The following is a 26,081-nucleotide window of genomic DNA, read 5'->3' as shown; positions in this document are numbered from 1 at the left end:
TTTCCGTTTTGCCGAATATCTCAAGGACGTTTCGATGACCGCTGCCAGCCTCCGTTCCGGCTCACCGTTGCCCACCCTGGCGACCTGGTCGCTGTGGCTGCTGGGCGCGCTGCTGCTGGTGTTCGTGGTGGCGGTGCCGATGGATGTCACCCAGCAGCTGGTGTTTTCCGGCGTGCTGTTCGGCGTGGCCCTGGCGGTGCGCAACCGCGGCGGGCGCGTGGTCATCCTGATGATGATGGGCATGTCGCTGGCGGTGTCGTGCCGCTACATCTGGTGGCGCACGACCCAGACCATGGGCGTGGGCAGCGCGGTGGATTTCATCCTCGGCCTGGGCCTGCTCGGGGCCGAGTTGTACGCGTTCGTGATCCTGGTGCTGGGCTATTTCCAGGTGCTGTGGCCGCTCAATCGCAAGCCGGTGCCGCTGCCCGCCGACCAGAGCCTGTGGCCGAGCGTGGATGTGTTCATCCCCACCTACAACGAGCCGTTGTCGGTGGTGCGCACCACCGTGCTGGCTGCCAGCGTGATCGATTGGCCGGCCGAAAAAATCACCATCCATCTGCTCGATGACGGCCGCCGCGACGAGTTCCGCGCGTTCTGCGCCGAGGTCGGCATCAACTACGTCACCCGCACCAACAACGCGCACGCCAAGGCCGGCAACATCAATGCGGCGCTGAAGAAGTGCAGCGGCGAATACGTGGCCATCTTCGATTGCGACCACATTCCCACCCGCTCGTTCCTGCAGGTGGCGATGGGCTGGTTCCTGCGCGACACCAAGCTGGCACTGGTGCAGATGCCGCACTATTTCTTCTCGCCGGATCCGTTCGAACGCAACCTCGATACGCACGGCAAGGTGCCCAACGAAGGCGAGCTGTTCTACGGCCTGCTGCAGGACGGTAACGACCAGTGGAATGCCACGTTTTTCTGCGGCTCGTGCGCGGTGATCAAGCGCACCGCGCTGGAAGAAGTGGGCGGCGTAGCGGTGGAAACCGTCACCGAAGATGCGCACACCGCACTCAAGCTGCAGCGCCGTGGCTACCGCACCGCGTACCTGGCCGTGCCGCAGGCCGCCGGGCTGGCGACCGAAAGTCTGTCCGGGCACGTGGCGCAGCGCATCCGCTGGGCACGTGGCATGGCGCAGATCGCGCGCATCGACAATCCCTTGCTTGGCCGCGGGCTCAAGCTCTCGCAACGGCTGTGCTACCTCAACGCGATGCTGCACTTCTTCTACGGGTTGCCGCGCATCATCTATCTCACCGCGCCGCTGGCGTATCTGTTCTTCGGCGCGCATGTGATCCAGGCCTCGGCGTTGATGATCCTGGCCTACGCCTTGCCGCACATCCTGCAGGCCAACCTCACCAACCTGCGCGTGCAAAGCCGGTTCCGCCACCTGCTGTGGAACGAGGTCTACGAGACCACGCTGGCCTGGTACATCTTCCGCCCGACGCTGGTGGCGTTGCTCAATCCGAAGTTGGGCAAGTTCAACGTGACACCCAAGGGGGGGCTGGTAGCGCGCAGTTATTTCGATGCGCAGATCGCAAAGCCCTATCTATTTTTGCTGCTGCTCAACGTAGTGGGCGTGGTGGCCGGCGTGCTGCGGCTGATCTATGTGGGCGGCACCGGCGAGCAGCAGACCATCTGGTTCAACCTGGCCTGGACGCTCTACAACATGGTGCTGCTGGGCGCGACCATCGCCACCGCCAGCGAGACGCGGCAGGTGCGCAGCGCGCATCGCGTGCCGCTGGATATCCCGGTGAATCTGTACCTGCCCGACGGCAGCGCGCTGGCCTGCCGCTCGGTGAATTTTTCCACCGGCGGCATGGCGATCAAGCTGGCGCAGCCGCAGCCGATCGAGCCCGGCCTGGCGGTGCAGGTGGGCCTGAGCCATCGCGGCCTCGAACAGACCCTGCCAGCCGTGGTGCGGCAGGACCGCGACGGCCAGGTCAGCATCCAGTTCACGCAGATGTCGATGGAGCAGGAACGCTGGCTGGTGGCGTCCACCTTCGCGCGTGCCGACATCTGGCTGTCGCAATGGGGCCAGCACGACCGTGATTCGTTCTGGCGCTCGATGGGTCAGGTGCTGGCCGCCAGCGCGCGCGGCTTCGGGCGCCTGGGCGGTCATATCGTGGACAGCGCGCGGCAGGGCTTTCGCCCGTCGCGCCCGGTGGATCTGGAGTCGTGAACGTGGCGCGTGGTGTTTCCCTTTCCTTTGCAAAGAAGCGGCTGATGCGAATTTCTCCGGCGATGTTGACCTGTGCGCTGACCTTGCTGGCGGGCCTGGCCCAGGCGCAACAACCCGCGCCCGCCGAAGCGCCCGCCGCGATGCCCGCCGAGCAGGCTGCTGCCGACGCAACGACCATGCCGGTGCCCAGCGCGCCGGTGGCCGGCAGCACGCGCGCCTCCACGCTGCGTGAGCTGGGTATCGACTACGAAATCACCTTGCGCGGCGTGCAGGGCAGCGCCGGCGTGCCCTTCAGCGTGCGCAGCGATGAGATCGTCACCGCCGCCACCCTCAATCTGAAATACAGCTACTCGCCATCGTTGCTGCCAGACCTGTCGCATCTGAAGGTCACCATCAACGGCGTCACCGTGGGCACCTTGCCCACCGACAAGGCCAATGCCGGCAAATTGCTCTCGACGGACCTGCCGATCGACCCGCGCCTGGTCACCGATTACAACCAGCTCAACCTGCAGCTGATCGGCCATTACACGCGCGAGTGCGAGGACCCGGACCACAGTAGCCTGTGGGCGAACGTGGATGCGGCCACCACCTTGTCGTTGACCACCACGCCGCTGGCGCTGGCCAATAACCTGGCGCTGCTGCCGGTGCCGTTCTTCGATGTGCGCGACACCCGCCGCCTGGAACTGCCGTTCTATTTTCCGCAGCAGCCGGACATGGCCACGCTGCAGGCGGCCGGCACGGTGGCGTCGTGGTTCGGCACGTTGGCCGGCTACCGCGGCGCGACCTTCGCGGCCTCCACCGCTGCGCTGCCGGCCACCGGCAACGCCGTGGTATTCGCCACGCCGGCCACCTTGCCGCCGCAATTTGCTACTGCCGACAGCGGCGTGGCCGACATCCGCGGCCCCACCGTGGCCGTGGTGGTCAACCCGACCGATCCCAACGGCAAATTGCTGCTGGTGCTGGGCCGTAACGCGGAGGATTTACAACGTGCGGCCACCGCGCTGGCGTTGCGTGCTCCGCTGACCGGCGCGGTGGCGCGTATCGGCGAGCTCAGCGCACCGGCGCCTCGCGCGCCCTACGACGCGCCCAAGTGGGTTTTCAGCGATCGCCCGGTGCGTTTTGGCGATCTGGTCACCCAGCCGAGCGCACTCAACGTCACCGGCTATCACCCGGACCTGATCCGGGTCGGCCTGCAGCTGCCGCCGGACCTGTTCGTGTGGGAGCGCGACGGGATTCCGATCGACTTGAAGTACCGCTACACGGTGCCGGACGTCGACAACAAGTCCGCGCTCAACGTCAGCATCAACGAATCGTTCGTCACCACGTTGCCACTGACCGGCCTGCCGTATGCCGAGTCCACCCCGATGCGGTGGTGGAACAGCCTGGGCACGCGCGGCGCGATGCCGGTGAACCAGCGCTTGACGCTGCCGGTGGGCGCGTTCTCGGCCAATAGCCAACTGCGTTTCCACTTCTTTTTCGATCGCCCGCAAGGCGAGGAGTGCAAGAACAGCTTCCCGGACGTGTCCGGCGCCATCGATGCGGATTCCACCATCGATCTGAGCGGGTTCCACCACTACATGGCGATGCCAAACCTGGCGGCGTTCGCCAACGCCGGCTACCCGTTCACGCGCCTGGCCGATCTGTCCGAATCGGCGATCGTGCTGCCCAATAACCCGGGCGACCAGGACCTGAGCAATGTGCTGACCCTGCTCGGGCGCTTCGGCGCGTCCACCGGATATCCAGCGCTGCACGCGCAGATCATCGCGCCCAGCGCGGTGCAACAGCATGCCGACCGCGATCTGCTGCTGCTCGGCGGCGCCAATTCGCAGCCGTTGTTCAAGCAGTGGCGCGCCAACCTGCCGGTGGGCCAGGACGGGCAGTCCACCCGCTTCCGCCTGACCGACTGGTTGTTCGACACGCTACCGCGCTTCCTGTCGTTCGACGCGCGCCGCACCGATCTGCCGACCACCGCGGAAATCGCACTGCAGCCGCAGCCCGATGACGTGCTGCTGATGGGCTTCGAATCGCCGTTGAAATCCGGCCGCAGCGTGGTCGCATTCCAGACCGAAGACCCGACGAATATGAGCCGGCTGTTCGATGCCTGGTTCGACCCGGCGCTGCTCAAGGATTTCCAGGGCAGCGTGGTGGTGTTGCAGCAGAAGAAAGTCACCAGCCTGGTCGGCAACCAGACCTATTACGTGGGCCATCTGCCGCTGCCGACCTGGTTGCGCTGGTATTTCTCGCATCACCCGGTGTGGCTGGCAGTGACGGTGATCCTGCTGGCCTTGCTGATGGCGCTGGCTGGCCGCGTGCTGCTGCGCCGGCACACCGCCGAACGGCTCAACGAAGGCCGCAGCGCATGAGCAGCCGCGACCAGCCCACGCCGATGACGCGCCGCAGCCTGCTGCGTGCCGGTGCGTTGAGCGGGCTGGCCGCGGTGTTGCCGGCCGGCGTGCTTGCTGCGCCGCTGCAGTGCGGGGCGTGGCCGCTGTGGGATGCGTTCGTCGCCAAGCACATCCAGCCCGACGGCCGGGTGGTGGACTTTCTCAATCCCGACCAGCGCTCCACCTCCGAAGGCCAGTCGTACGCGCTGTTCTTCGCGCTGGTGAACAACGACGCGGTGCTGTTCGACAAGGTGCTGGGCTGGACCCGGCACAACCTGTGCGCTGGCCGCCCCGATCTGAATCTGCCGGCCTGGCTGTGGGGCCGCGACAGCAGCGGCGATTGGCGCGTGCTCGACCCCAATACCGCCAGCGATGGCGAGTTGTGGATCGCCTACGCGTTGCTGGAAGCCGGCCGCCTGTGGAACCGGCCTGGCTACACCAAGGCCGGTCAACAGGTGCTGCAGCTGATCCGCGCGCAGGAAGTGGCCAACCTGCCGGGGCTGGGGCCGATGCTGCTGCCTGGGCGCACCGGATTCACCGCGCCGGGGCGCTGGACGCTCAACCCCAGCTACTTGCCGCTGCAGGTGCTGCGCCGCTGCGCCAATGCCGACCCCAAGGGCCCATGGGCAATAATCGCGCTCAACGCCACGCGCGTGCTGCGCGACAGCGCGCCGGTGGGTCTGGCGCCGGACTGGACGGTGTGGGACGGCAAGGCCTTCAGCCCCGATCCCCAGCGCGGCAACGTGGGCAGCTACGACGCCATCCGCGTGTATCTGTGGGCCGGCATGCTCGACGCCGGCGAGCCGCTGCGCACCAAACTGCTGCAGGACCTGTCCGGGCCGATGGACCTGCTCGCCGCGCAAGGCAACTTCGCCGAAAAGATCGACACCACGCGCGGTGTCGGCACTGGCGCGGCACCGGTCGGATTTTCCGCCGCGCTGCTGCCGTACCTGAGCGCGCTGCGCCAGCCGGCGCTGCTCAAGGCGCAGGCACAACGCCTGCCGGCCGCTGCACAACCGGCGGCCGCCGCGCTGCCGTATTACGAACGCACGCTGGCCCTGTTTGGACAGGGCTGGCTCGAGAACCGCTACCGCTTTGCCGCAGACGGGCGCCTGCTGCCCGCCTGGAGAACCCCTGCATGCTCCGCAAGAACCTGAGACCGCTTTACCTCGCCGGTGTGATCGACCTGTGCCTGCTCGCCGCGCCGGTGCATGCGCAAACCAGCGCCACCCAGCAACTGGTCAGCCAGGGCAATTACTGGCACGACCAGGGCCGCGACGATCTGGCCGCCGATACCTGGAAAAAGCTGCTCGGCATCGACCCGGACCAAGCCGACGCGCTGCTCGGCCTGGCCCAGATCGACCTGGCGCAGGGCCGCCAGTCCGAAGCGCGCAAGCGCCTGCAGCAGCTGGAAGCGGCCCATCCGCAATCGCCGCAGGTGCAGCGCCTGCGCGTGGCGATCGGTGCCCGCGGCAACGCCAATGCCGGCGAAGATCCGAATCTGCGCAATGCCCGCCGCGCCGCCACCGCCGGGCGTTATGTAGAAGCGGCGCGCAGTTACGAAGCCGCCTTCGCCGGCAAGCCGCCGCCGCCAACGCTTGCGTTGGAGTATTACCAGTCGCTGGCCGGCACACCGACCGGCTGGGAGCGCGCACGCAACGGGTTGCGCGCACTGCAATCCAGCGAGCCGGCCAATGCGTCGGTGCAGCTGGCACTGGCGCAGGTGCTGACCTACCGCGAGCCCACCCGGCGCGAGGGCATCGCGCAATTGCGCGCGCTGGCGCAGCGTGCCGATGTCGGCGGGCCTGCACGCAACAGCTGGCGCCAGGCGCTGCTGTGGCTCAACGCCAGCGCCGCCGATGCGCCGTTGTATCAGGCCTTTCTGGCCGGCACGCCCAACGATGCGGAAGTCACCACAAAACTGGGCCAGTTGCGCGAGCAGCGCACGGCCGCAACTGCCGCTCCGGCCGATCCCAACGGCGTGCTGCTGGGCGAGGGCTTTCGCGCGCTCAGCGCCGGCAATCTGAGTGCGGCCGAACAACGCTTCACCCAGGTGCTGCGCGCGCGTGCGCGTGACCCCGACGCGTTGGGCGGCCTGGGCTCGGTGCGCCTGCGGCAGCAGCGCTTTGCCGAAGCGCAGGAACTGCTGCGCCCGGCCGCCGCCGGCAACGGCAAATGGCAGAGCGCCTACGACAGCGCGCGCTATTGGCAACAGATGCAGCAAGCCGAGGCCGCGCGTGTGCGCGGTGATCTGGCCCAGGCGCGGCAACTGGTGGAGCAATCGATCCAGCTGCTGCCCAACGAGCCGGCCGGGCATGTCGCACTGGGTGGCCTGCAGGCGGCCAGCGACCCGGTGGCGGCCGAGGCCAGCTATCGCAAGGCCTTGTCGCGCGATGCCGACAACACCGGCGCCTTGCAGGGCCTGGTGGGGCTATACAGCCGCCAGGGCCGCATGCAGGAAGCCAGTGCATTGTTCAACCGGCTGCCGGCGGCCGAGCGCGCCAAGTCCGGTGGCGAAGCATTGCTGCGCTCCAACGTGCAACGCGCCCGCGCGCGCCAATCGCTGGAAGCCGGCGACACCGTCAGCGCGCAAGCGGAACTGGAAGCGGCGATGGTCGAGCGCCCCGGTGATCCGTGGATCCGTCTGGACCTGGCCCGCCTGTACCAACAGGCCGGGCGCCCGGACCAGGCGCGCAGCGTGATGGACGGCTTGCTCGCCGTGCATGGCGACCAGCCCGAAGCGCTGCATGCCAATGCCTTGCTCGCCCAGGAAACAGGCGACTGGCAGAGCGCCTACGCCAGCCTGGAGCGTATTCCGAGCGCGGCGCGCACGCCTGAGATGACTCAGCTGCGCAACACCGCCTGGATCGAACTGCAGGCGCGCCAGGCACGTTTGCTGGTCGCGCAAGGGCGGGCGGGCGAAGCGCAACAATTGCTGGCGCGCACTGAAACCGCGCTCGGCAACCAGCTCGACGACCCGCAACTGCTGGCCGCGCTGGCCGGTGCGCACGCCGATGCCGGCAACACCCCGCGAGCATTGACCCTGGCCCAGCGCCTGGTCACCGGTGCCAACCCGAGTACCGAAGACCGCCTGCAGTACGCCGGCGTGCTGCTGCGTGCGCATCAGGACGCCGAACTCTCGGCGGTGCTGCGCCAGCTGCAGGCCATCACCATGACGCCGGAGCAGGTGCGCCGGTATCGCACGCTGCGCAGCGCCTACACGCTGCGGCAGGTCGATGCCTTGCGTGAGCTGGGCAATCTGGAAGGCGCCTACGACGCGTTGTCGCCGGTGCTGGCGCAGCAGCCGGACAACCGCGATGCGCAGGCCGCACTGGCGCGCCTGTATGCCGCCGCCGGTGACCAGCGCCAGGCGCTGGCGCTGTATCAACAGCTGCTGCAGCGTCATCCCAACGATCTGGACGTCCTCACCGCCGCCGCCAACAGCGCCGCTGCGCAGTCGGATCTGGCCAACGCCGAGACCTATCTGCAACGCGCGCTGGCACAGGCGCCGGAGTCGCCGGAAGTGCTGGCTGCCGCTGGCCGCGTCTATCGCAGCGCCGGCAAGAACCGCAAGGCCGAGCAATATTTCCGCGCCTCGCTGGCCGCGCAGCAGCGCCAGGCCGGCCAGTTGGATAACGGCCTGCCCGCGGCACACGGCAGCGCCGCCGTTGCTTCGGCCGGGCGCCCGCTCAATCCGTTCTCCGGCATTACCGGTGGCATGCGCAGCTCGCCGGCAGTGCTGTCCGACCGCCTCGACGCGGCCGCGGCCAGTTACGACAGCGCGCAGGCAGTGGCCATGCCCCAAGTACCTGCGCGTTACGCCAGCACTGTGCCAGCCAGCATCGATGGCGGCAGCGGCGACGATCTGCCACCGCCGGTCAGCGCCAGTGCCGGCCCAGCACCGTTGCCGATGGCCAATCAGCGCAGCCGGCTGCCCACCCGTAGGGAGGCGTATGCAGCGCCCGCAGCGCCGTCCCGCAACGACGCCTATGCAATGGCGCCGACGCAGGCACCACGGGTTGGCGGCGCACGCGGGCAGGCCCTGCCGGCTGGCACGACGGGCAACAGCGTGCTCGACGAATTGCGCGCCGTGCAATCGGAAAACAGCGACAACCTGGCCGGCGGCGCGCTCTATCGCTCGCGCGATGGCGAAGACGGCCTGGGCCGGCTGGACGACATCGAAATGCCGGTGCAGGCCGAGTTCTCGGTGGGCGAGGGCAAGCTCGGCGTCACGCTCACCCCCACGGTAGTGGATGCCGGCACGCTCGGCACCGAATACGCCACCGCCAGCCGCTTCGGCAGTGGCCCGCAAGCCGCCGTCAACGATGCCTTGGCCGCCGACCGCAGTGCGATCGATACGCTGGTGGGCTCGTCGGTGTATCAGTTAATCGCCACCGAAGGCGACACCGTCGCCACCCGCGAGCGTTTGCGACGCTATGCCTTGAACACCGGTTTGTTCGGCGAACTGCTCACCGAAAACAACAACAGCACCGCTGCCGCGGTGGCTGCGCTGGCCAACGAACCGTTGCCGGCGTATCTGCTCAGCATCAACGCATCCAACACGCCGATCGCCCAGCTAGCGCGCGACATTCTCACCAACACCGCCATCAGCCAACAGCTTGCCGCTGGCGATGCGGCCGCGTTGCAGGCGCTGGCTGGCAGCAGCGCCGCCGCGCAGCAGACACCCACCACCCTGGCCGACACCTTGAACAGCATGGCCGCGAACGGTAACGGCGCTCGCCGCCTGAGTCAGGACGACACCGGCGTGGGCGTGGGCGTGCGTTATCGCAACGGCGGTTTCAGCGCGGATGTAGGCAGCACGCCGATTGGGTTTCAGGAGCAGAACATCATCGGCGGCGTTGGCTACCGCGGCGAGATCGGCGACACCGTCAACTGGTCGGCCGAAGCCTCGCGGCGTGCGGTCACCGACAGCGTGTTGTCCTTCGCCGGTGCGCAGGATGGGCGCAGCGGGCGCGAATGGGGCGGGGTGACCAGCAATGGCGTGTCGGTCTCGGCCACCGCCGACAACGGCCTGCTCGGTGGTTATGCCAATCTGGCCGCGCACCGGTTGGTTGGCAACAACGTGGCCGACAACGACCACCGCCAGGTCGACCTGGGCTTCTACGTGCATGCGCTGGAAACCCAGAACCAATCGCTCACCGCCGGCGTCAATCTGACTGCCATGCAGTACGACAAGAACCTCAGCGGTTTCACCTACGGCCACGGTGGCTACTTCAGCCCGCAGGACTATGTGGACCTGGGATTCCCGGTGCACTGGAGCGGCCGCAGCGCCGGGCAGACGGTGAACTGGAAGGTGGACGCCAGCATCGGCGTGCAGCATTTCACCACCGAAGCCACGCCGTATTTCCCCACAGATCCCACCTTGCAGCAGGCCGCCTACGATGCCGCCTCGGTCGCGGTGTTACTGGGCCTGGTCAACCGCTATACCGACCCGGTGTACGCGGGCGAAAGCCGCACCGGCGTGTCCTACAACCTCAGTGGCGCGGCCGAATGGCAGGTGGCACCGCAGTTGTTCCTGGGCGGGCGCATGACCTTCAACAACGCGCGCGACTACAACCAGTTCAGCAGCAATCTCTATCTGCGTTTCGTGCTGGATCGGCTGGGTTCCGCGCTGGGCCGGGCACCGCAGGTGCTGACCTCGCCGTACGCGGCGGATCACTGAGCCAACGCAGTGCAGCGCGCAAGGTGCGCGGTGACGCGTGTGCGCGCCGGGCACGCTGCACACCTGGTCTGCAACGGCAATGAAGAACGGCGCCTTGCGGCGCCGTTCCGGTCACACCGTGACTGACCGCCGTGCGTCCGGGTTACGGGCGCACCTTGGTGGCACACACGAACACCGACGCCTGCTGCAGGCGGCTGATCGCGCCCTGGTCCTGCAGCCCACGCACGTGCTCGTCCATGCAGGTCAGGTAACCCAGGCGGTTGCCTGCGTTCTGCGTCTTGCACAGGCTGCTCTCGGCCTGGATGTTGGCGCCGGGAATCAACCCGCCGGTTTCCACCGTCGGCACCAGCGTGCTGCAGCTGCCCAGCTTGGTGAGGCCGCGATTCACCGTCCAGCCGATATCGGCAAACATCGCCGGGGTCAGGTCGATGTTGAGCTGCGCCTGCACTTCCGGCGTATCGAACGGTTCCATCAGCGCATTCGGCTGCAGGTCGGTATCGAAGTGCGAGAAGGTCGAGCCGCCGGCCACCACGCTGGGGGCGTACAAGCGCGTGCGGCCCTGGCTGTCGGTGCCCTGCAGCAGTTCCGGGTCCTCGTACAGCCCTGCCACCACCGCAGCGCTGCCCTTCAGGCGCGCGCCATCGGCTTGCGAGACCATGATCGCCGGGATGGTGATGTCGGTGATCGGCGGTGCGGCATTGCCCATCGTCTGCACGCCGGCCGCGTTGTTGGCCACGATCACGCCCACCGCGCCATTGAGCTGGGCGTTCTTGACCTTGATGGCGAAGGCGCAGGTGCCGCGGTCGATCAAGGCCACCTTGCCGGCCACGGCCGCCGCATTGACGAACGGGGTTTCGCAACCGTCGCTGGCCGAGGCAGCGGCCACGCCGTCATCCACCGTCACCACCGAACGCGCCGGGAAATTGCCGGCGCTGGCCAGCGGCCCGAAGCTGGCAAAGCCCACTTCGAACTTGCCGGCCGCACCGGCGGGCGCGCTCACCTGCAGCAGCGTGCGCGGATCCAGGATCAACGCCGCCTCGCGGTTGACGCGCGTACCGGCCCACACCGTCCGCCCGGGCGTGCGCATGGCTTCGGCACGCAGCGCATTGGTCATGGTGGGGTCGTCGAAACGCTTGTTCTGCACGTTGTCGAAGGCCTGCGCGGTATAGACGTCGGTCAGGCCGGAGCCCGAGCCGAGCACACCGGTGGTCTTGTTGAGGAAGCCCGCCGCGCCCAGCCCATGGCCGATCTCGTGCATCACCACGTTAAGGAAGTTGATCTGGCCTTCCGGCGTCTTGCCGTCCAGGCCCAGGTACCAGCCCGACCCGGCCAGGCAGTCGTCCTTGCCCAGGTCGCCGTTGAATTGCGAGAACACGTCGGCCGGATCGGCCGGGTCGGGCACCAGATCCTGCCCGGCGATCGCATCGCCCAGCGCGGATGGGTACAAGGTATTGGCCTTGGCACCGGGGAAGTTGTTGACGATCCAGTTCGGGCCGGCCTGGCCCAGGGTGCCGCCGGTGGCGGTACAGGTCAGCCGCGCGAACGAGGCATACACCTTGATCTCGACACTGCTCTGCAGCACCGCGCCCCACATGTCCATGGCGTACTGGTAGGCGATGCGTCGCTGCTCACCCACCGACCGGCCCGGGTTGCCACCCAGCGGCGCGGCAGCGGTGGGGTCGTTCAAGCCGACATTGGTGCCGGCATCGCCATTGATCAGGGTGACATTGGCGGCGGAGGCGTGCAGCGGCGACAGCGCGGCGGCGATGCCCAGGGACAACAGCAACAGGGGCTTATTCATGCGGCAGCGCTCCGTGCTCGGCGTGGGCAGGTTGGGTGGTGGCGTCCTCGCTGTGCTCGATCACCAGGCGGCCATCGGCCTGCCGGGTCGCAACCAGGGAGCTCATCTGGGTGGCCGGCAACTTGCGCGCGATGGTGCCGTTGGGCAGGCGACGCTCGGTGGCCAGGGCGGCCGCCTCGGTCTGCGGGACTGCACTGCGTTGGGCGCTGCGCGCAGCCGGGGCTGCGGCGGCCTGCCGGTCCAGCGCGGCGCTTTCTTCGGCGGTCAGCGCACGCAGCTTGCCGGTGACCGGGTCGATACCGACCTTGGAGCTGCTGGTTCCCGCATCCTGGGCTGCGGCAAGTGCCGGCAGGCAGGCAAGACACAACACACCGGACAGCATCCATCCGGGCTTGCGAAAGCTCATCATCGTTGGGGTTTCCTTGGGTCCAACAGGGGAAATACGCCGCACTGACACCGGCGCTCGGTGGAATCCTTCATTTCCAGTCTCTTCATGACTGAATCATGAATCCGTGATGCGTGTCAACTTTTTGACACATGGGCCCCTGAATGCGAAGCAATTGCCTGAAATAGTCATATCTGCGCTTGCCTTGTGCGCGGGATGCTACGTCGACCTGAGTGCTCTGCCTGTTCCGATCTCCGAGGGATGCGATCGGATTGCGTACGGCAGGTGAAGAGGGCTAACTGGCGCACGAGGTGCGGGTGCTTAGCGTTGTCGTGTCCACACAGGTGTTGGCTTCCGCGTTTTCGACGGCTCTGACCTGAAGGGCGTACGGCAGACGGCGATGCCGCGTCGCAGCTGTTGCCGGGAGTTGGCGGTGGCATTGCGCAGACAGACGGAGCGACATCGCACACGCCATCGGATGCGATGGAGGTTGGTCGGCGCGAACTCGCGCTGCCATCGCCATCAGATTGCGGGACGGAGTGGTTTCGTAAAGAGTTGTAGTCACCGCGCGCCGCGCGGATGCGCAGCTCGCACGCGGACGTGGTGGGAGGCAGGTGCCTACGTCGCGTACACCGCAGTTGCCACATCGCCGCGCCTGCAGCACAGCGCTAATCGCTTGATTAGGCGCGGCAGAGGGTTTGCGTTTCGCGTTTCGATGGCAGGCGCTGAGACCGCTCGTGCTGCAATGTGCACGCCACTACCATTGGCCTCCCGTCATCCACGCCATCGGCGTGACGCCCTCAGGTTACCCATGCACGCCGTCATCTATCACAACCCTGCCTGCGGCACCTCGCGCAACACGCTGGCCTTGATCCGCCATGTCGGCATCGAACCGCAGATCATCGAGTACCTGCGTGACCCACCAACGCGCGCGACCTTGCAGGCACTGATTGCCGAGGCCGGCCTGTCGGTGCGCGATGCGCTTCGCCAGAAGGGCACGCCCTATCTGGAACTCGGGCTGGATGACCCCACGCTGGACGATGCCGCCCTGCTGAGCGCGATGCTGGCGCATCCGATCCTGATCAACCGCCCGTTCGTGCGCACCGATCGCGGAGTGCGCCTGTGTCGGCCGTCCGAGCAGGTGCTGGAGCTGCTGCCGGCGGCGACCAGCGGCTTCATCAAGGAAGACGGCGAACATGTGCTCGACGAGGCCGGGCGCCGCGTTAGTCAGTGAGGTCATGCGGGCAACGCGCTATGACCCAGCACCACCCGCCTGCCGATAACAGTGACGTGGTCGTGGTCGTGGCCGCGTGCGCAACGGCGCCGCCACGCGCCCGCCAACGCAGGGCTCGCGCCTCCCCGAGCCGTTCCGGTTCTGCAGTAGCGCAGCCACTGCGCATCGGTGCTGGCTGGCGTGGGTCTGTCGGGCTAGGTTTGCTCACCTCACACCACGCGCCACGCTCTACCATCGGCGCATCGTTGATTGGAGCACCCGCATGATTCGCGAAATTATCCGCATGGGCGACAAGCGCCTGCTGCGCGTGGCGCCGCCGGTCACCAATCTGGGCAGTGACGAGCTGCACGCGTTGGTGGCCGATATGTTTGAAACCATGGACGCCGCGCGCGGCGTCGGGCTGGCCGCACCGCAGATCGCGGTGGACCTGCAATTGATGGTGTTCGGTTTCGAGGCCAGCGAGCGCTATCCCGAAGCACCGGCAGTGCCACGCACCGCCTTGGCCAACGTGCAGATCGAACCGCTGTCCGATGAGATGGAAAACGGCTGGGAAGGGTGCCTGTCGATCCCCGGCCTGCGCGCGGTCATTCCCCGCCACCGCGTCATCCGCTATTCCGGCTTTGCCCCGGACGGCACCCCCATCGAGCGCGAGGCCGAAGGCTTCCATGCACGCGTGGTGCAGCACGAATACGACCATCTGGTTGGCCGCCTGTATCCCTCGCGCATCGAAAACTTCGACACCTTCGGCTTCGAAGACGTGTTGTCCTACGACCTGTAGCGCGACGCCCGCAGCCCACGCGTCGCGGCGCAACGCGCATAAGAAAAGGGCGCCCTCAAGGCGCCCTTTTTTCATCCAGCCTCATGACAGCGCCCTCATCCGGGCGCCGTGGATGGCTTACTTCAACGCCTTGAAACGCAGACGCTTGGGACCGGCGTCATCGCCCATGCGGCGACGCTTGTCTTCTTCGTACTCGCGGTAGTTGCCCTGGAAGAACTCCACGTGCGACTCGCCTTCGAACGACAGGATGTGCGTGGCGATACGGTCGAGGAACCAACGGTCATGCGAGATCACGAAGGTGTTGCCCGGGAACTCCAGCAACGCGTCTTCCAACGCACGCAAGGTTTCGATGTCCAGGTCGTTGGACGGTTCGTCGAGCAGCAGCACGTTGCCACCCTGCAGCAGGGTCTTGGCCATGTGCAGGCGGCCACGCTCACCACCGGACAGCGAGCCGACCATCTTCTGCTGGTCCTGCCCCTTGAAGTTGAAGCGGCCGATGTAGGCGCGCGACTGGATTTCCACGCCATTGATGTTGAGGATGTCCAGGCCGCCAGCGATTTCCTGAAACACGTTGTGGTTGCCCTCGAGCTTGTCGCGGCTCTGGTCCACGTACGAGAGCTGCACGGTCGGGCCCATCACGATCTCGCCCGAATCCGGCTTTTCCGCACCGGTGATCATCTTGAACAGGGTCGACTTACCGGCACCGTTGGGGCCGATGATGCCCACGATGGCGCCCGGCGGCACGATCATCGACAAGTTGTCGATCAGCAGGCGGTCGCCGAACTTCTTGGAGACGTTCTTGAACTCCATCACCGAGTTGCCCAGGCGCTCGCCCGGCGGGATGAAGATTTCATTGGTCTCGTTGCGGCGCTGGTAATCCACCGACTGCAGTTCTTCCAGGCGGGCCAGACGCGCCTTGCCCTTGGTGCGGCCACCCTTGGCGTTCTGCCGCGACCATTCCAGTTCCTTCTGGATCGCCTTCTGGCGTGACTTTTCCTGGTTGTCTTCCTGCTTGAGGCGCTCGTCCTTCTGGGTCAGCCACTCGGTGTAGTTGCCCTTCCACGGAATGCCGCGGCCGCGGTCCAGTTCCAGGATCCACTCGGCAGCGTTGTCGAGGAAGTAGCGATCATGCGTGACCGCCACCACGGTGCCGGTGTAGCGCGCCAGGAACTGCTCCAGCCACTCCACCGACTCGGCGTCCAAGTGGTTGGTCGGTTCGTCGAGCAACAGCATGTCCGGCTTCTGCAGCAACAGGCGGCACAGCGCCACGCGGCGCTTTTCACCACCGGACAACTTGCCGACGATGGCGTCCCACGGCGGTAGGCGCAGCGCATCGGCGGCCACGTCCAATTGGTTTTCCAGGGTGTGTGCATCGCCAGCGGCCAGGATGGCCTCCAGGCGCTCCTGTTCCTTGGCCAGCGCATCGAAATCGGCGCCTTCTTCGGCATACGCCAGATAGACCGCGTCCAGCGCGGCCTGGGCCTGCAACACGTCGCCCACGCCTTCTTCCACCGCCTCGCGCACGGTGTGCTCCGGGTTGAGCTGCGGCTCCTGGGCCAGGTAGCCGACCTTGATGCCGGCCTGCGGGCGGGCTTCGCCCTCGAAGTCGGTATCCACGCCGGCCATGATCTTCAGCACCGTGGATTTGCCGGCGCCGTTCAGGCCGAGCAGGCCGATCTTGGCGCCGGGAAAAAAGCTCAGCGAGATGTCCTTGATGATCTGCCGCTTGGGCGGGACCACCTTGCTGACGCGGTTCATGGTGTAAATGTATTGCGACATGGGGACTCCGTGGACGCAGGCAGCCCGCCGGCCGAGGCCGGAGGCAGCGGAAAAGGGATTGCGCCGATTATACCGGCAAGTGTTCACCCCCGCCGGACCACAGATGCGGCTAAACGGCAGCTTACTTTCCACCTGAATGGGCGTTTTCGTAACCGATTCCAGCAAGAAAGCGTTAAGCCGGGCGGCCTCTTAATGCAATTGCGACATCGCACACAGGAGCAATCCCATGAACCGCAAACGCATCGTCACCGTTGTGCTTTCCTCCATCTTGGCGCTGGGCTTCGCTGCACCGGCCGCATTTGCCGGGGACTGGGACCGCGACCACGACCGCCGTGGGCATGACCGCGACCGCGACCATCGGCGCGACTACGACCGTCACGACAACCGCAACTGGCAGGCCCAGCAGCGCTGGGACGACCACCGTCGCCGCGATGACCGCCGCGAGTGGCGCCAGGACCGCCGCGTCTACAGCAACGGCTACCGCGAGGGTTACCAGGACGCGCGCTACCGCGACCGCTACAACGATCGCCGCGTCTACACCTACCAGCCCGTCCGCCCGGCCTATTACGGCGGCCCGCGCTATGTGCGTGGCGGCTACTACAACGGCCCGGTGTACGTGATCAACGATTACGACCGTCACCACCTGCGTCGCCCGCCGTACGGCTATCGCTGGCAGCGCGACAACACCGGCAACTTCCTGCTGGTGGCGATCGCAACCGGTGTGATCGCCGATCTGGTGCTCAACAACTGAGCCCCTAGCTCGCAGCGCCTGACCGGGCAGCCCGGTCAGGCCAACCGGCATTGCACATGGGCGCACTTCGGTGCGCCCATGGCGTTTGTGGGTCACGTTCCCCGGGCCCGGTGTGCTGCGTCGCAAGGCCAGCCTGGTCGATTGGTCACCCGTTCCCCGGAGGCTTACAATCGGCGGTCTTACTGGCCACAGCTGCCCCCGGAGCTTCTGCATGTTCTCGCGCGACGTCCGACTGGAAACCTACGACCCCGAACTGGCCAAGGCCATTGCCGCTGAAGCCGGCCGCCAGGAGGATCACGTCGAGCTGATCGCCAGCGAGAACTACTGCAGCCCGCTGGTGATGGAAGCCCAGGGCAGCCAGCTGACCAACAAGTACGCCGAAGGCTACCCAGGCAAGCGCTACTACGGCGGTTGCGAGTTCGTCGACATTGCCGAGCAATTGGCCATCGACCGCATCAAACAGGTATTCGGTGCGGACTATGCCAATGTGCAGCCGCACAGTGGCTCGCAGGCCAACCAGGCGGTGTACCTCGCGCTGCTGCAGCCGGGCGACACCATCCTGGGCATGAGCCTGGCCCATGGCGGCCACCTCACCCACGGCGCCAAGGTCAATGCCTCGGGCAAGCTGTTCAACGCCGTGCAGTACGGCGTGAACGAGCAGGGCCTGATCGATTACGACGAGGTGCAACGCCTGGCCACCGAGCACAAGCCGAAGATGGTCATTGCCGGCTTCTCGGCGTATTCGCAGAAGATCGACTGGGCGCGCTTCCGCGCCATTGCCGACAGCGTCGGTGCGTATCTGTTCGTGGACATGGCGCACGTGGCCGGCCTGGTGGCCGCCGGCGTGTACCCCAGCCCGATGGACCATGCGCACGTGGTCACCTCGACCACGCACAAGACCCTGCGCGGCCCGCGCGGCGGCATCATCCTGGCCAAGGGCGCGGGCGAGGACCTGGTCAAGAAGCTGCAGTCGATCGTGTTCCCCGGCATCCAGGGTGGCCCGCTGATGCACGTGATCGCGGCCAAGGCGGTTGCGTTCAAGGAAGCACTGGAGCCGGAGTTCAAGACCTACCAGCAGCAGGTGGTCAAGAACGCGCAGGCGATGGCGAACACGCTGATCGCGCGCGGCTACAAGATCGTCTCCGGCGGCACCGAGAACCACCTGATGCTGGTGGACATGATCGGCCGCGATGTCTCGGGCAAGGACGCAGAAGCCGCGCTCGGCAAGGCACATATCACCGTCAACAAGAACTCGGTGCCCAACGACCCGCGCTCGCCGTTCGTCACCTCGGGCCTGCGCCTGGGCACCCCGGCCATCACCACCCGCGGTTACCAGGAACAGGACTGCGTGGACCTGGCCAACTGGATCGCCGACGTGCTGGACGCCCCGGCCGACGACGCCGTGCTGGCCAAGGTGCGCGATGCAGTGACCGCGCAGTGCAAGAAATATCCGGTGTATGGCTGAGGTACCGGGATTGGTGATTCGGGATTGGGGATGCGCGACAAGCGCGTCCTTGCTCCTGCTGTTGCCAATCCCTAATCCCCACTCCCCAATCCCGGCGCCCTGATGCATTGCCCCTTCTGCCAGCACAATGACACCCGCGTGATCGATTCGCGCGTGTCCGAAGACGGGACGACGATCCGTCGGCGTCGCGAATGCGAGGCGTGCGGCGAGCGTTTCAGCACCCTGGAAACCATCGAGCTGAAGCTGCCGACGGTGGTCAAGAGCGATGGCGGGCGCGAGGCGTTCGATGCGCGCAAACTGCGCACCAGCTTCGACCGCGCGCTGCAAAAGCGCCCGGTGTCCGAAGAACAGATCGAGGCGGCGGTGCGTGCGGTGGTGCACCAGCTGCGGATGTCCGGCGAGCGCGAAGTCGGCTCGCTGCGGGTAGGCGAATACGTGATGGTCGAGCTGCGCAAGCTCGACCATGTCGGCTATGTGCGCTTCGCCTCGGTGTACCGCAGTTTTCAGGACGTGGCCGACTTCCGCGAAGAGATCGAAAAGCTCGAACGCGAACTCCCGGTCGGCAGCGAGCAGCTGCCGTTGCTGGAAGCAGCCCTGGAACGCGCCGGCAAGCCCGGCAAGCGTTGAGCGTGATGCGCATCGCGTGCGTGGCTGACACGCCGGATCTCCTGCCCGTCATCGCGCAGGCACATCTCCAGGCCTTCGGCGCCTTGCTGCCGGACTGGAATTTTGATCAGGCATTGGAAGAACTGCAGAGCCACGACCGCGACGGGGTGATTCCCACCACGTGGGTGGCACTGGATGACACGCAGTGGCTCGGCTCGGTGAGCCTGCTGGAGAACGACGATGCGCGCATTCGGCAATGGTCGCCGTGGCTGGCGTCGCTGTACGTGCAGCCGCAGGCGCGCGGGCAGGGCATCGGTGAGGCACTGGTGACGCATTGCGTGCAGGCCGCCGCGCATCTGGGCGTGGCGGCGTTGTATCTGTACTGCCAGCCCGCACTGGTGCCGTACTACCAGCGCCTGGGCTGGCAGGCGCATGCCGAATTGTTGCTGGGGCCACTGCAGATCGTGGTGATGCAGATCGAACCGGCAGTAGTGCGGTGAGCGTGAGCGCAGACGACCACCGCTGGATGGCACAGGCACTGCGCCTGGCCGAGCGCGGCGCGTATACCACCCGCCCCAATCCGATGGTGGGCTGCGTGATCGTGCGCGATGGCGCGTGCGTGGGCGAGGGGTTTCATCAGCGTGCCGGCGGCCCGCATGCAGAAGTGTTCGCGCTGCGTGCGGCGGGCGAACAGGCGCGGGGTGCAACGGCGTATGTGACCCTGGAGCCCTGCGCGCATTACGGGCGCACGCCGCCGTGCGCGCTGGCCTTGATCGCGGCCGGCGTCACACGCGTGGTCGCGGCAATGGCGGACCCGTTTCCGCAGGTCAACGGTGGTGGCTTCACCTTGCTGTGCGATGCCGGGATCCAGGTGCACAGCGGGGTGATGGAAGCGCAGGCACGCGCGCTCAACCAGGGCTTTCTGTCGCGCGTGGAGCGTGGCCGCCCCTGGGTGCGGGTCAAACTCGGTGCCAGCCTGGATGGGCGCACCGCGATGGCCAGCGGCGAATCGAAGTGGATCACCGGCGCCGATGCGCGCGCGGATGTGCAGCACTGGCGCGCACGTGCCGGCGCGATCCTGACCGGTGCCGGCACGGTGCTGGCCGATGACCCATCGATGACGGTGCGGCTGGGCGAGCACACGCCGTGCGTGCCGCCGCTGCGGGTGGTGCTCGATGCCGGCTTGCGCACGCTGGCGTGCGCCAATATTCGCCAGGGCGATGCGCCCACCTTGTATCTGCACGGCGCCGATGTCACGGCGCCGGCGTTGGACGGCGCGGAGTTTGCCGCGACGCCCATGCATGCGGGCCGCTTCGATCTGGCCGCGGTGCTGGCATCGCTGGCCGAGCGCGGTATCAACGAGGTGCACGTGGAAGCCGGTGCCACGTTGAGTGGGTCACTGCTGCAGGCCGGCCTGGTCGATGAGCTGTTGGTCTACATGGCGCCGGTGCTGCTGGGTGAGACGGCGCGGCCGCTGCTTGCTGGGCTCGGCATCGACACCATGGCGCAGCGGCATGCATTGCAGCTGCTCGATGTCCGCCTCATTGGCCAGGATCTGCGATTGCGCTATGCGCCGGTTGCGACTGTGTAGTTACTGTGCGGTGCGTTTGACGCCGCATAAAAAAAGGCCCCGCATGCGGGGCCTTTTTTATCTTGAGCGCGCTGGATCAGAAGCTTGCGCGCACGCCGACCTTGTACTGGTTGGCGTCGTCGATGAACTGGACTTCGCCGACCAGGCCCCAGGTGGGGGTGAAGTTCACCTGGCCACCGAGGGTGCCGACGAACTCGCCTTCGTCCACGTCGCTGCCATCGATATAGCCGGCCTTGATCCAGGCTTCGGTCCGCGGCGAGGGCTTGCCGCGCAGGCCCAGGTTGGCGAAGCCGAGGTTGCTCGAGTCCGACGAGTCGTCGAGCGAGCGGCCACGCAGGCGCAGGTCGGATTCGACCTTGGTGCGCAGCACGCTGATGTCGGCGGTGAAGTCGACGCGCTCGGTCATTTCCTGGCGGTAACCGATACCCAGGGTGGCCTGCTGCAGGGTGCCTTCGAGCACGAAGCCGCCGCCGAGGTTGAAGTCCTTGTTGGCACGCTCATAGCCGCCGAACACATACACCGGCTGTGCAATCTGCCAGGACCCGCGAACGTAGCCGCCGTCGATGTCGTCGGATTCGCCGTTGACGCCGATCTCGGTGCGGTTCCAGCCACCTTCCACGTAGGAATAGCTCAGGCCTTCGGCCGAGGCGGCAAACGGTGCGGCTGCCAGCAGGGCGGCCAGAATCAGGGTGTTACGCATGGGGTGTTTCTCTCCGAATTGATGTCCGTGTCTTCGTCCCGTTGCGGGGCGAAAATAGCGACGTCTCCCGCCGCGGCGCGCACTTTAACAAAACCTTCACGATTCTGGCTATGGGGAATTTCCCGACATGACGCAGCGTCCTGCCAGGCATGTCTCGGCAGTCAGCTATCGCCGGAAGCCGCCCTGTAGAATTGACGCGCCGGTTCGCCGGTACTTACGAACGTCTTCAGGGCGGGGTGCGATTCCCCACCGGCGGTATGCATGCGCAAGCGTGTGAGCCCGCGAGCGCTTCGCTGCCGATCTCTCGCTGAGAGCCCGGCGGTGAAGGTCAGCAGATCCGGTGCGATGCCGGGGCCGACGGTATAGTCCGGATGAAAGAAGACGGCCAACGCGCAGCCCATGCGGCTGCGCGCGCGCCTGTTTGCCTTGCGGCGTTTTTCGCTCAACTTTTTTGCGAGAAACGGCTATGTCCACCATGCGTCATCCAGCGTGCCATCGCACGCCAGTCCAGCGCTCTACGTGCGCCTTGCGGCCATTGCCCACAGGAGCGTGCTGATGTTCACCGGCATTATTGAAGGCGTTGGCCGCCTGGCCGCGCGCCAGCCGCAGGGCGGCGATGTACGTTTTACCTTCGCCACTGGCAGCCTGCCGTTCGAGGCGGTGCAGCTCGGTGAAAGCATCGCGGTCAACGGCGTCTGCCTGACCGTGATTGCGTTCGATGCGGCCAGTTTCCAGGCCGATGCGTCCACCGAAACCCTGTCGCTGACCACGCTGGGCAGCTTGCAGGAAGGCGCGGTGTTGAACCTGGAACGCGCGATGCGGCCCACCGATCGGCTGGGTGGCCACCTGGTCAGCGGGCATGTGGATGGCCTGGGCCAGGTGCAATCGGTGCATGGCGATGCACGCGCGCAGCGTTGGCGCTTTGCGGCGCCGCCGCAGGTGCTGCGGTATGTCGCCAAGAAGGGCTCGATCTGCGTCGACGGCGTCAGCCTCACCGTCAACGAAGTGGACGATGCCGGGTTCGAGGTCGCGTTGATTCCGCATACCGTGGCCAATACCGCGTTTTCCGAAACGGCGGTGGGCGCGGCGGTGAATCTGGAGATCGACCTGGTGGCGCGCTACGTCGAACGCCTGCTTGGCACGCGAGGTGCGGCATGAATTTCGCGCCTGTCCCCGAATTGATCGAAGAACTGCGCGCCGGCCGCATGGTGGTGATCGTCGATGACGAAGACCGCGAAAACGAAGGCGATCTGATCATGGCGGCCGAGTTGGTCAAGCCGTCGGACATCAACTTCATGGTCACCCACGCACGTGGCCTGGTGTGTCTGTCGCTGACCCGCGAGCGCTGCACGCAGCTCGGTCTGGCACCGATGGTGCGCAACAACACCGCGCAGTTCCATACCAACTTCACCGTCAGCATCGAGGCGGCCGAAGGGGTCACCACCGGGATTTCCGCCTACGATCGCGCGCATACCGTGCGCACCGCGGTGCGGCCGGATGCCAAGCCGCACGATCTCAGCCAGCCGGGGCACATTTTCCCGCTGATTGCGCAGCCGGGTGGCGTGCTGACGCGCGCCGGGCACACCGAGGCGGCCAGCGATCTGCCGATGCTGGCCGGGCTGGAACCGGCCGGTGTACTGGTGGAAGTGCTCAACCCCGACGGCAGCATGGCGCGCCGCCCGCAGCTGGAAGTGTTCGCGCGCGAGCATGGGCTGAAGATGGGCTCGATCGCCGATCTGATCGCCTACCGGCTGGCCAACGAGCACACCGTCGAGCGCGTGGATGAACGTGAGATCGAAACCGAATTCGGGCCGTTCCATCTGGTGACCTACCGCGACCGCATTGCGCACGACCTGCATTTCGCGCTGGTGCGTGGCACCCCGGATCCGACCACGCCAACTCTGGTCCGCGTGCAGGTGGAAAACCCGCTGGCCGACCTGCTGCATTGGCAGCGCGATGATTTCGGCGTGGCCGCCACCGATGCGCTGCGCGCGATTGCCGCCGAAGGACAGGGCGTGATGGTGGTGCTGTCGGCCCCGCGCGACAGCGAATCGCTGCTGGCGCGCCTGCGCCAACAGCCGGAGGTGGCCGCCAACGCCAAGGATGTGAGCCAGTGGCGCCGCAACGGTGCCGGCGCGCAGATCCTGGCCGACCTGGGCCTGGGCAAGCTGCGCGTGCTGGGTACGCCGCGGCGGCAGGTCGGCCTGGCCGGCTTCGGCCTGGAGGTGGTGGAGTTTCTGGAATGCCATCCGGGCGCCGCCCCGCGCGTGGCTGCCGCGCCCTGAGCCGGCGGCCGCCACGGCCAGGCCTGCGCAGGCGGGCCCGGCCGTGGCGTGCAGACCGGGCGCATTGCCCGGCTGCTGTTAAACTTCCCGCCCCCTCGAGTTGCCGACCCGCATGACCCACTACGAAGGCGATCTTCGCCCCACCACCGCGCGCTTTGTGATCATCGCCAGCCGCTGGAATGCCCGTATCACCGACGCCCTGGTGACCGGTGCGCGTCAGAGCCTGGCCGGCAACGGCATCGGCGAAGACGCCATCGACGTGGTGCGCGTGCCCGGCGCCTGGGAAATCCCGATGGCCGCCAACCGCGTCGCCCAGGGCGGCCAGCATGCGGCGATCATCGCGCTGGGCTGCGTCATCCGTGGCGATACCCGCCATTACGAACACGTCGCCGACCTGTGCGCCGAAGGCCTGATGAGCGTGCAGTTGCAGACCGGCGTGCCGGTGCTCAACGGCGTGCTGGCGGTCGAGCGCGTGGAAGATGCCGAGGCACGCGCCGGCGGCAGCCACGGCAACAAGGGCGAAGAATGCGCCCTGGCCGCACTGGAACTGGTCAATTTGATGGAGCTGTTGCCATGAGCAAGCCCGGTGGACACGCCCGCCACGGACGTCGTGACGGCATCGACCCGGTGCTGCGCTCGCGCGCACGCCGCCGCGCCTTGCAGGCGGTGTACGCCTGGCAGATCGCCGGTGGGTTCGCCAAGCAGGTGATCGCGCAGTTTGCCCACGAGCAGGCGCATGAAGTGGCCGATCTGGCCTACTTCGAAAGCCTGGTGGAAGGCGTGCTCAGCAACCGCAATGAGCTGGATACCGCGCTGACGCCGTACCTGGACCGTGGCGTGGAAGAAGTCGATGCGATCGAGCGCGCCGTGCTGCGCCTGGCCGCCTACGAGCTGCTGTATCGCCAGGACGTGCCGTACCGCGTGGTGATCAACGAAGCGATCGAAACCGCCAAGCGTTTTGGTTCCGAACACGGCCACACCTATGTCAATGGCGTGCTGGACCGCGCAGCCGTGGAGTGGCGCAAGATGGAGTCGGGCGCCAGCGGCGCGTGAGGCGCCGCTGGAATGGGGAGTCGGGAATGGAGAATCGGAAGAGCGACGTTTCTGACATCTCCTGACGCGCCTTTGCGATTCCCGATTCCCTTCTCCCGATTCCCGTCCCCATGCCCGAATTCGATTTGATCGCCCGCCTGCGTGCCCGCATTGCTGCGCGGGCCGATGTGCCGTTGGGCATCGGCGACGATGCGGCGCTGCTGCAGCCGCCGGCGGGCGAGCAGTTGGCGATCACCGCCGATACGCTCAATGCCGGCGTGCATTTCCCGCTGGAGACACGCGCCGCCGACCTCGGCTGGAAAACGCTGGCGGTCAATCTTTCCGATCTGGCCGCGATGGGCGCGCAGCCGCGCTGGTGCACCTTGTCGCTGTCGTTGCCGCACGACGATGCGGCGTGGGTGGATGCGTTCGCCGATGGGTTTTTTGCGCTGGCCGATCTGCACGGCATTGCCCTGGTCGGTGGCGACACCACGCGCGGGCCGTTGTCGTGCGCGGTCACCGCGATTGGCAGCCTGCCACCAGGCGCGGCGTTGCGCCGCGATGGCGCACGCGTCGGCGACGACATCTGGGTGACCGGTGCGCTGGGCGAGGCGGCGGCGGCGTTGTCGCTGTGGCAGGCCGGCGACCTGGACGTGACGGTGCCCGCCACTGACGCCGTGCAGGAGCAGTGGCGACAGCGCCTGCTGCGCCCGCAGCCACGCGTACAGGCCGGACTGCGACTACGCGGGCTTGCCCATGCCTGCATCGATGTGTCCGATGGCCTGTTGGCCGATCTGGGGCATTTGTGCGAACGCAGCGACGTGGGCGCGGAACTTGCGCTGGCTGCCTTGCCGCAGATGCCATCCACCGCCGGCGTCACCGCCACGCAGTACAGCGCGTGGCAACTGGGCGGCGGCGACGATTACGAACTGTGCTTCACCGCTGCCGTGCAGCATCGCGATGCGGTGCTGCAGGCACTGGAATTCGCGCAAGTGGCCGCCACGCGCATCGGGTGCATCGTCGCCGCGCCCGGCGTGGTGGTCCACGACGCCAGCGGCAACCCATGGCAACCGCCGCAACGCGGCTACCAGCACTTCGTCGGCTGAGTCGGTTGGCGCTGTGTACTGCGGGCTGGGTAGGCGCAGGGTGAGTCTTACGCGTTCGCTTTGATGGTCCATTCGACTGTAATGACCACGCGATTGGCACCATCGCGCGTTGCGCAGCGAGCGTGATTTTTTTGGTCAGTGCAACGGCGCTTTTGAATCGGTAAGCGCACTGGTCAGATATGTTCGGGTACAGCGGTATCAGCCAATTCGATAATAACGATCCGATCGCCCTGCCTTTGCTCGGCCCGTCGCTCGGCCCGTCGCTCGTCCCGACTCCCGACTCCCGACTCCCGACTCCCGACTCCCGACTCCCGACTCCCGA

Annotated in this window: 20 protein-coding genes and 1 riboswitch; of the genes, 16 read left to right on the top strand and 4 right to left on the bottom strand. The window is 66.7% G+C overall.

The features are described from left to right. Window positions 1–34 precede the first annotated feature (34 nt). The 4 genes from bcsA to QRM89_RS01185 are packed head-to-tail and all read left to right on the top strand — an operon-like array spanning window position 35 to window position 10,246. Window positions 35–2,179, top strand: coding sequence for a UDP-forming cellulose synthase catalytic subunit (gene bcsA, locus QRM89_RS01200; RefSeq protein WP_014506626.1), 2,145 nt, complete (start codon window positions 35–37; stop codon window positions 2,177–2,179). A 44-nt stretch (window positions 2,180–2,223) separates the two neighbouring features. Beyond that, window positions 2,224–4,542: a cellulose biosynthesis cyclic di-GMP-binding regulatory protein BcsB gene (bcsB, locus tag QRM89_RS01195; protein WP_285447098.1), complete on the top strand. Its 2,319-nt coding sequence runs from the start codon at window positions 2,224–2,226 to the stop codon at window positions 4,540–4,542. Then, the gene (gene bcsZ / locus QRM89_RS01190) at window positions 4,539–5,720 is read left to right on the top strand and encodes a cellulose synthase complex periplasmic endoglucanase BcsZ (RefSeq protein WP_285447097.1); all 1,182 of its coding nucleotides are present in this window, start codon (window positions 4,539–4,541) and stop codon (window positions 5,718–5,720) included. Before bcsB ends, bcsZ begins: the two co-directional genes overlap by 4 nt. Then, entirely contained in the window at window positions 5,702–10,246 is a 4,545-nt protein-coding gene (locus tag QRM89_RS01185) for a cellulose biosynthesis protein BcsC (protein WP_285447096.1), read from the top strand. Before bcsZ ends, QRM89_RS01185 begins: the two co-directional genes overlap by 19 nt. Before the next feature lie 142 nt (window positions 10,247–10,388). Here QRM89_RS01185 and QRM89_RS01180 read toward each other — a convergent pair whose 3' ends face one another. Next, on the bottom strand, window positions 10,389–12,047 hold the full coding sequence (locus QRM89_RS01180; RefSeq protein WP_225042293.1) for a PA domain-containing protein: 1,659 nt from the start codon (window positions 12,045–12,047) through the stop codon (window positions 10,389–10,391). Next, window positions 12,040–12,456, bottom strand: a complete 417-nt coding sequence (locus tag QRM89_RS01175; protein ID WP_014506632.1) for a hypothetical protein — start codon at window positions 12,454–12,456, stop codon at window positions 12,040–12,042. The genes QRM89_RS01180 and QRM89_RS01175 overlap by 8 nt, the downstream gene beginning before the upstream one ends. Before the next feature lie 787 nt (window positions 12,457–13,243). Between QRM89_RS01175 and arsC the strand changes: the two genes are divergently transcribed. Both arsC and def read left to right on the top strand, forming a co-directional pair. After that, on the top strand, window positions 13,244–13,666 hold the full coding sequence (gene arsC / locus QRM89_RS01170) for an arsenate reductase (glutaredoxin) (protein ID WP_285447095.1): 423 nt from the start codon (window positions 13,244–13,246) through the stop codon (window positions 13,664–13,666). A gap of 262 nt (window positions 13,667–13,928) precedes the next feature. Continuing rightward, window positions 13,929–14,444, top strand: a complete 516-nt coding sequence (gene def, locus QRM89_RS01165; protein WP_011035927.1) for a peptide deformylase — start codon at window positions 13,929–13,931, stop codon at window positions 14,442–14,444. 117 nt (window positions 14,445–14,561) lie between these two features. Here def and ettA read toward each other — a convergent pair whose 3' ends face one another. Further along, window positions 14,562–16,223 carry an energy-dependent translational throttle protein EttA gene (gene ettA, locus QRM89_RS01160; protein ID WP_011035928.1) on the bottom strand — a complete coding sequence of 554 codons (1,662 nt, stop codon included), beginning with the start codon at window positions 16,221–16,223 and terminating at the stop codon, window positions 14,562–14,564. 226 nt (window positions 16,224–16,449) lie between these two features. Here ettA and QRM89_RS01155 point away from each other — a divergent pair, with 226 nt between their 5' ends. The 5 genes from QRM89_RS01155 (at window position 16,450) to ribD (ending at window position 20,636) form a co-directional block, all read left to right on the top strand. After that, entirely contained in the window at window positions 16,450–16,974 is a 525-nt protein-coding gene (locus tag QRM89_RS01155) for an RcnB family protein (RefSeq protein WP_057673236.1), read from the top strand. 211 nt (window positions 16,975–17,185) lie between these two features. After that, window positions 17,186–18,439 carry a serine hydroxymethyltransferase gene (gene glyA / locus QRM89_RS01150; RefSeq protein WP_011035930.1) on the top strand — a complete coding sequence of 418 codons (1,254 nt, stop codon included), beginning with the start codon at window positions 17,186–17,188 and terminating at the stop codon, window positions 18,437–18,439. A 102-nt stretch (window positions 18,440–18,541) separates the two neighbouring features. Then, entirely contained in the window at window positions 18,542–19,066 is a 525-nt protein-coding gene (nrdR, locus tag QRM89_RS01145; RefSeq protein WP_005997276.1) for a transcriptional regulator NrdR, read from the top strand. Further along, complete coding sequence (locus QRM89_RS01140) at window positions 19,063–19,545, top strand: GNAT family N-acetyltransferase (RefSeq protein ID WP_016945106.1); 483 nt, start codon at window positions 19,063–19,065, stop codon at window positions 19,543–19,545. The genes nrdR and QRM89_RS01140 overlap by 4 nt, the downstream gene beginning before the upstream one ends. After that, window positions 19,542–20,636 carry a bifunctional diaminohydroxyphosphoribosylaminopyrimidine deaminase/5-amino-6-(5-phosphoribosylamino)uracil reductase RibD gene (gene ribD, locus QRM89_RS01135; RefSeq protein WP_285447094.1) on the top strand — a complete coding sequence of 365 codons (1,095 nt, stop codon included), beginning with the start codon at window positions 19,542–19,544 and terminating at the stop codon, window positions 20,634–20,636. Before QRM89_RS01140 ends, ribD begins: the two co-directional genes overlap by 4 nt. Before the next feature lie 76 nt (window positions 20,637–20,712). Here ribD and QRM89_RS01130 read toward each other — a convergent pair whose 3' ends face one another. Next, entirely contained in the window at window positions 20,713–21,336 is a 624-nt protein-coding gene (locus tag QRM89_RS01130; RefSeq protein ID WP_011035933.1) for a hypothetical protein, read from the bottom strand. Window positions 21,337–21,554: 218 nt separating this feature from the next. Continuing rightward, window positions 21,555–21,723, top strand: a riboswitch (FMN riboswitch). Between the two features lie 168 nt (window positions 21,724–21,891). Here QRM89_RS01130 and QRM89_RS01125 point away from each other — a divergent pair. The 5 genes from QRM89_RS01125 to thiL all read left to right on the top strand — a co-directional run bounded on the left by QRM89_RS01125 (window position 21,892) and on the right by thiL (window position 25,759). After that, on the top strand, window positions 21,892–22,494 hold the full coding sequence (locus QRM89_RS01125; RefSeq protein WP_011035934.1) for a riboflavin synthase: 603 nt from the start codon (window positions 21,892–21,894) through the stop codon (window positions 22,492–22,494). Further along, a complete protein-coding gene (ribB, locus tag QRM89_RS01120) occupies window positions 22,491–23,621 on the top strand; it encodes a 3,4-dihydroxy-2-butanone-4-phosphate synthase (RefSeq protein WP_014506643.1) in 1,131 nt (376 codons plus the stop codon). The genes QRM89_RS01125 and ribB overlap by 4 nt, the downstream gene beginning before the upstream one ends. 112 nt (window positions 23,622–23,733) lie before the next feature. Beyond that, window positions 23,734–24,198 carry a 6,7-dimethyl-8-ribityllumazine synthase gene (gene ribH / locus QRM89_RS01115; RefSeq protein WP_011035936.1) on the top strand — a complete coding sequence of 155 codons (465 nt, stop codon included), beginning with the start codon at window positions 23,734–23,736 and terminating at the stop codon, window positions 24,196–24,198. After that, the gene (gene nusB, locus QRM89_RS01110; protein ID WP_014506644.1) at window positions 24,195–24,674 is read left to right on the top strand and encodes a transcription antitermination factor NusB; all 480 of its coding nucleotides are present in this window, start codon (window positions 24,195–24,197) and stop codon (window positions 24,672–24,674) included. Before ribH ends, nusB begins: the two co-directional genes overlap by 4 nt. A gap of 110 nt (window positions 24,675–24,784) precedes the next feature. Then, window positions 24,785–25,759: a thiamine-phosphate kinase gene (thiL, locus tag QRM89_RS01105; RefSeq protein ID WP_103701349.1), complete on the top strand. Its 975-nt coding sequence runs from the start codon at window positions 24,785–24,787 to the stop codon at window positions 25,757–25,759. Window positions 25,760–26,081: the final 322 nt, after the last annotated feature.

The sequence above is a fragment of the Xanthomonas sp. LMC-A-07 genome, assembly GCF_030208825.1.
Classification (GTDB): domain Bacteria; phylum Pseudomonadota; class Gammaproteobacteria; order Xanthomonadales; family Xanthomonadaceae; genus Xanthomonas; species Xanthomonas campestris.
Note: the sequence above shows the minus strand (reverse complement) of the source record. Positions and strands in the feature narration are given on the sequence as shown.

Excerpts from the sequence above, each read along its gene's own strand:
- bcsZ (WP_285447097.1), top strand. The coding sequence starts at position 4,539 with ATGAGCAGCCGCGACCAGCCCACGCCGATGACGCGCCGCAGCCTGCTG.
- nrdR (WP_005997276.1), top strand. The coding sequence starts at position 18,542 with ATGCATTGCCCCTTCTGCCAGCACAATGACACCCGCGTGATCGATTCG.
- glyA (WP_011035930.1), top strand. The coding sequence starts at position 17,186 with ATGTTCTCGCGCGACGTCCGACTGGAAACCTACGACCCCGAACTGGCC.
- QRM89_RS01185 (WP_285447096.1), top strand. The coding sequence starts at position 5,702 with ATGCTCCGCAAGAACCTGAGACCGCTTTACCTCGCCGGTGTGATCGAC.
- QRM89_RS01155 (WP_057673236.1), top strand. The coding sequence starts at position 16,450 with ATGAACCGCAAACGCATCGTCACCGTTGTGCTTTCCTCCATCTTGGCG.
- QRM89_RS01125 (WP_011035934.1), top strand. The coding sequence starts at position 21,892 with ATGTTCACCGGCATTATTGAAGGCGTTGGCCGCCTGGCCGCGCGCCAG.
- nusB (WP_014506644.1), top strand. The coding sequence starts at position 24,195 with ATGAGCAAGCCCGGTGGACACGCCCGCCACGGACGTCGTGACGGCATC.
- ettA (WP_011035928.1), bottom strand. The coding sequence starts at position 16,223 with ATGTCGCAATACATTTACACCATGAACCGCGTCAGCAAGGTGGTCCCG.
- QRM89_RS01180 (WP_225042293.1), bottom strand. The coding sequence starts at position 12,047 with ATGAATAAGCCCCTGTTGCTGTTGTCCCTGGGCATCGCCGCCGCGCTG.
- thiL (WP_103701349.1), top strand. The coding sequence starts at position 24,785 with ATGCCCGAATTCGATTTGATCGCCCGCCTGCGTGCCCGCATTGCTGCG.
- bcsA (WP_014506626.1), top strand. The coding sequence starts at position 35 with ATGACCGCTGCCAGCCTCCGTTCCGGCTCACCGTTGCCCACCCTGGCG.
- ribB (WP_014506643.1), top strand. The coding sequence starts at position 22,491 with ATGAATTTCGCGCCTGTCCCCGAATTGATCGAAGAACTGCGCGCCGGC.
- QRM89_RS01130 (WP_011035933.1), bottom strand. The coding sequence starts at position 21,336 with ATGCGTAACACCCTGATTCTGGCCGCCCTGCTGGCAGCCGCACCGTTT.
- ribH (WP_011035936.1), top strand. The coding sequence starts at position 23,734 with ATGACCCACTACGAAGGCGATCTTCGCCCCACCACCGCGCGCTTTGTG.
- bcsB (WP_285447098.1), top strand. The coding sequence starts at position 2,224 with ATGCGAATTTCTCCGGCGATGTTGACCTGTGCGCTGACCTTGCTGGCG.
- arsC (WP_285447095.1), top strand. The coding sequence starts at position 13,244 with ATGCACGCCGTCATCTATCACAACCCTGCCTGCGGCACCTCGCGCAAC.
- def (WP_011035927.1), top strand. The coding sequence starts at position 13,929 with ATGATTCGCGAAATTATCCGCATGGGCGACAAGCGCCTGCTGCGCGTG.
- QRM89_RS01175 (WP_014506632.1), bottom strand. The coding sequence starts at position 12,456 with ATGATGAGCTTTCGCAAGCCCGGATGGATGCTGTCCGGTGTGTTGTGT.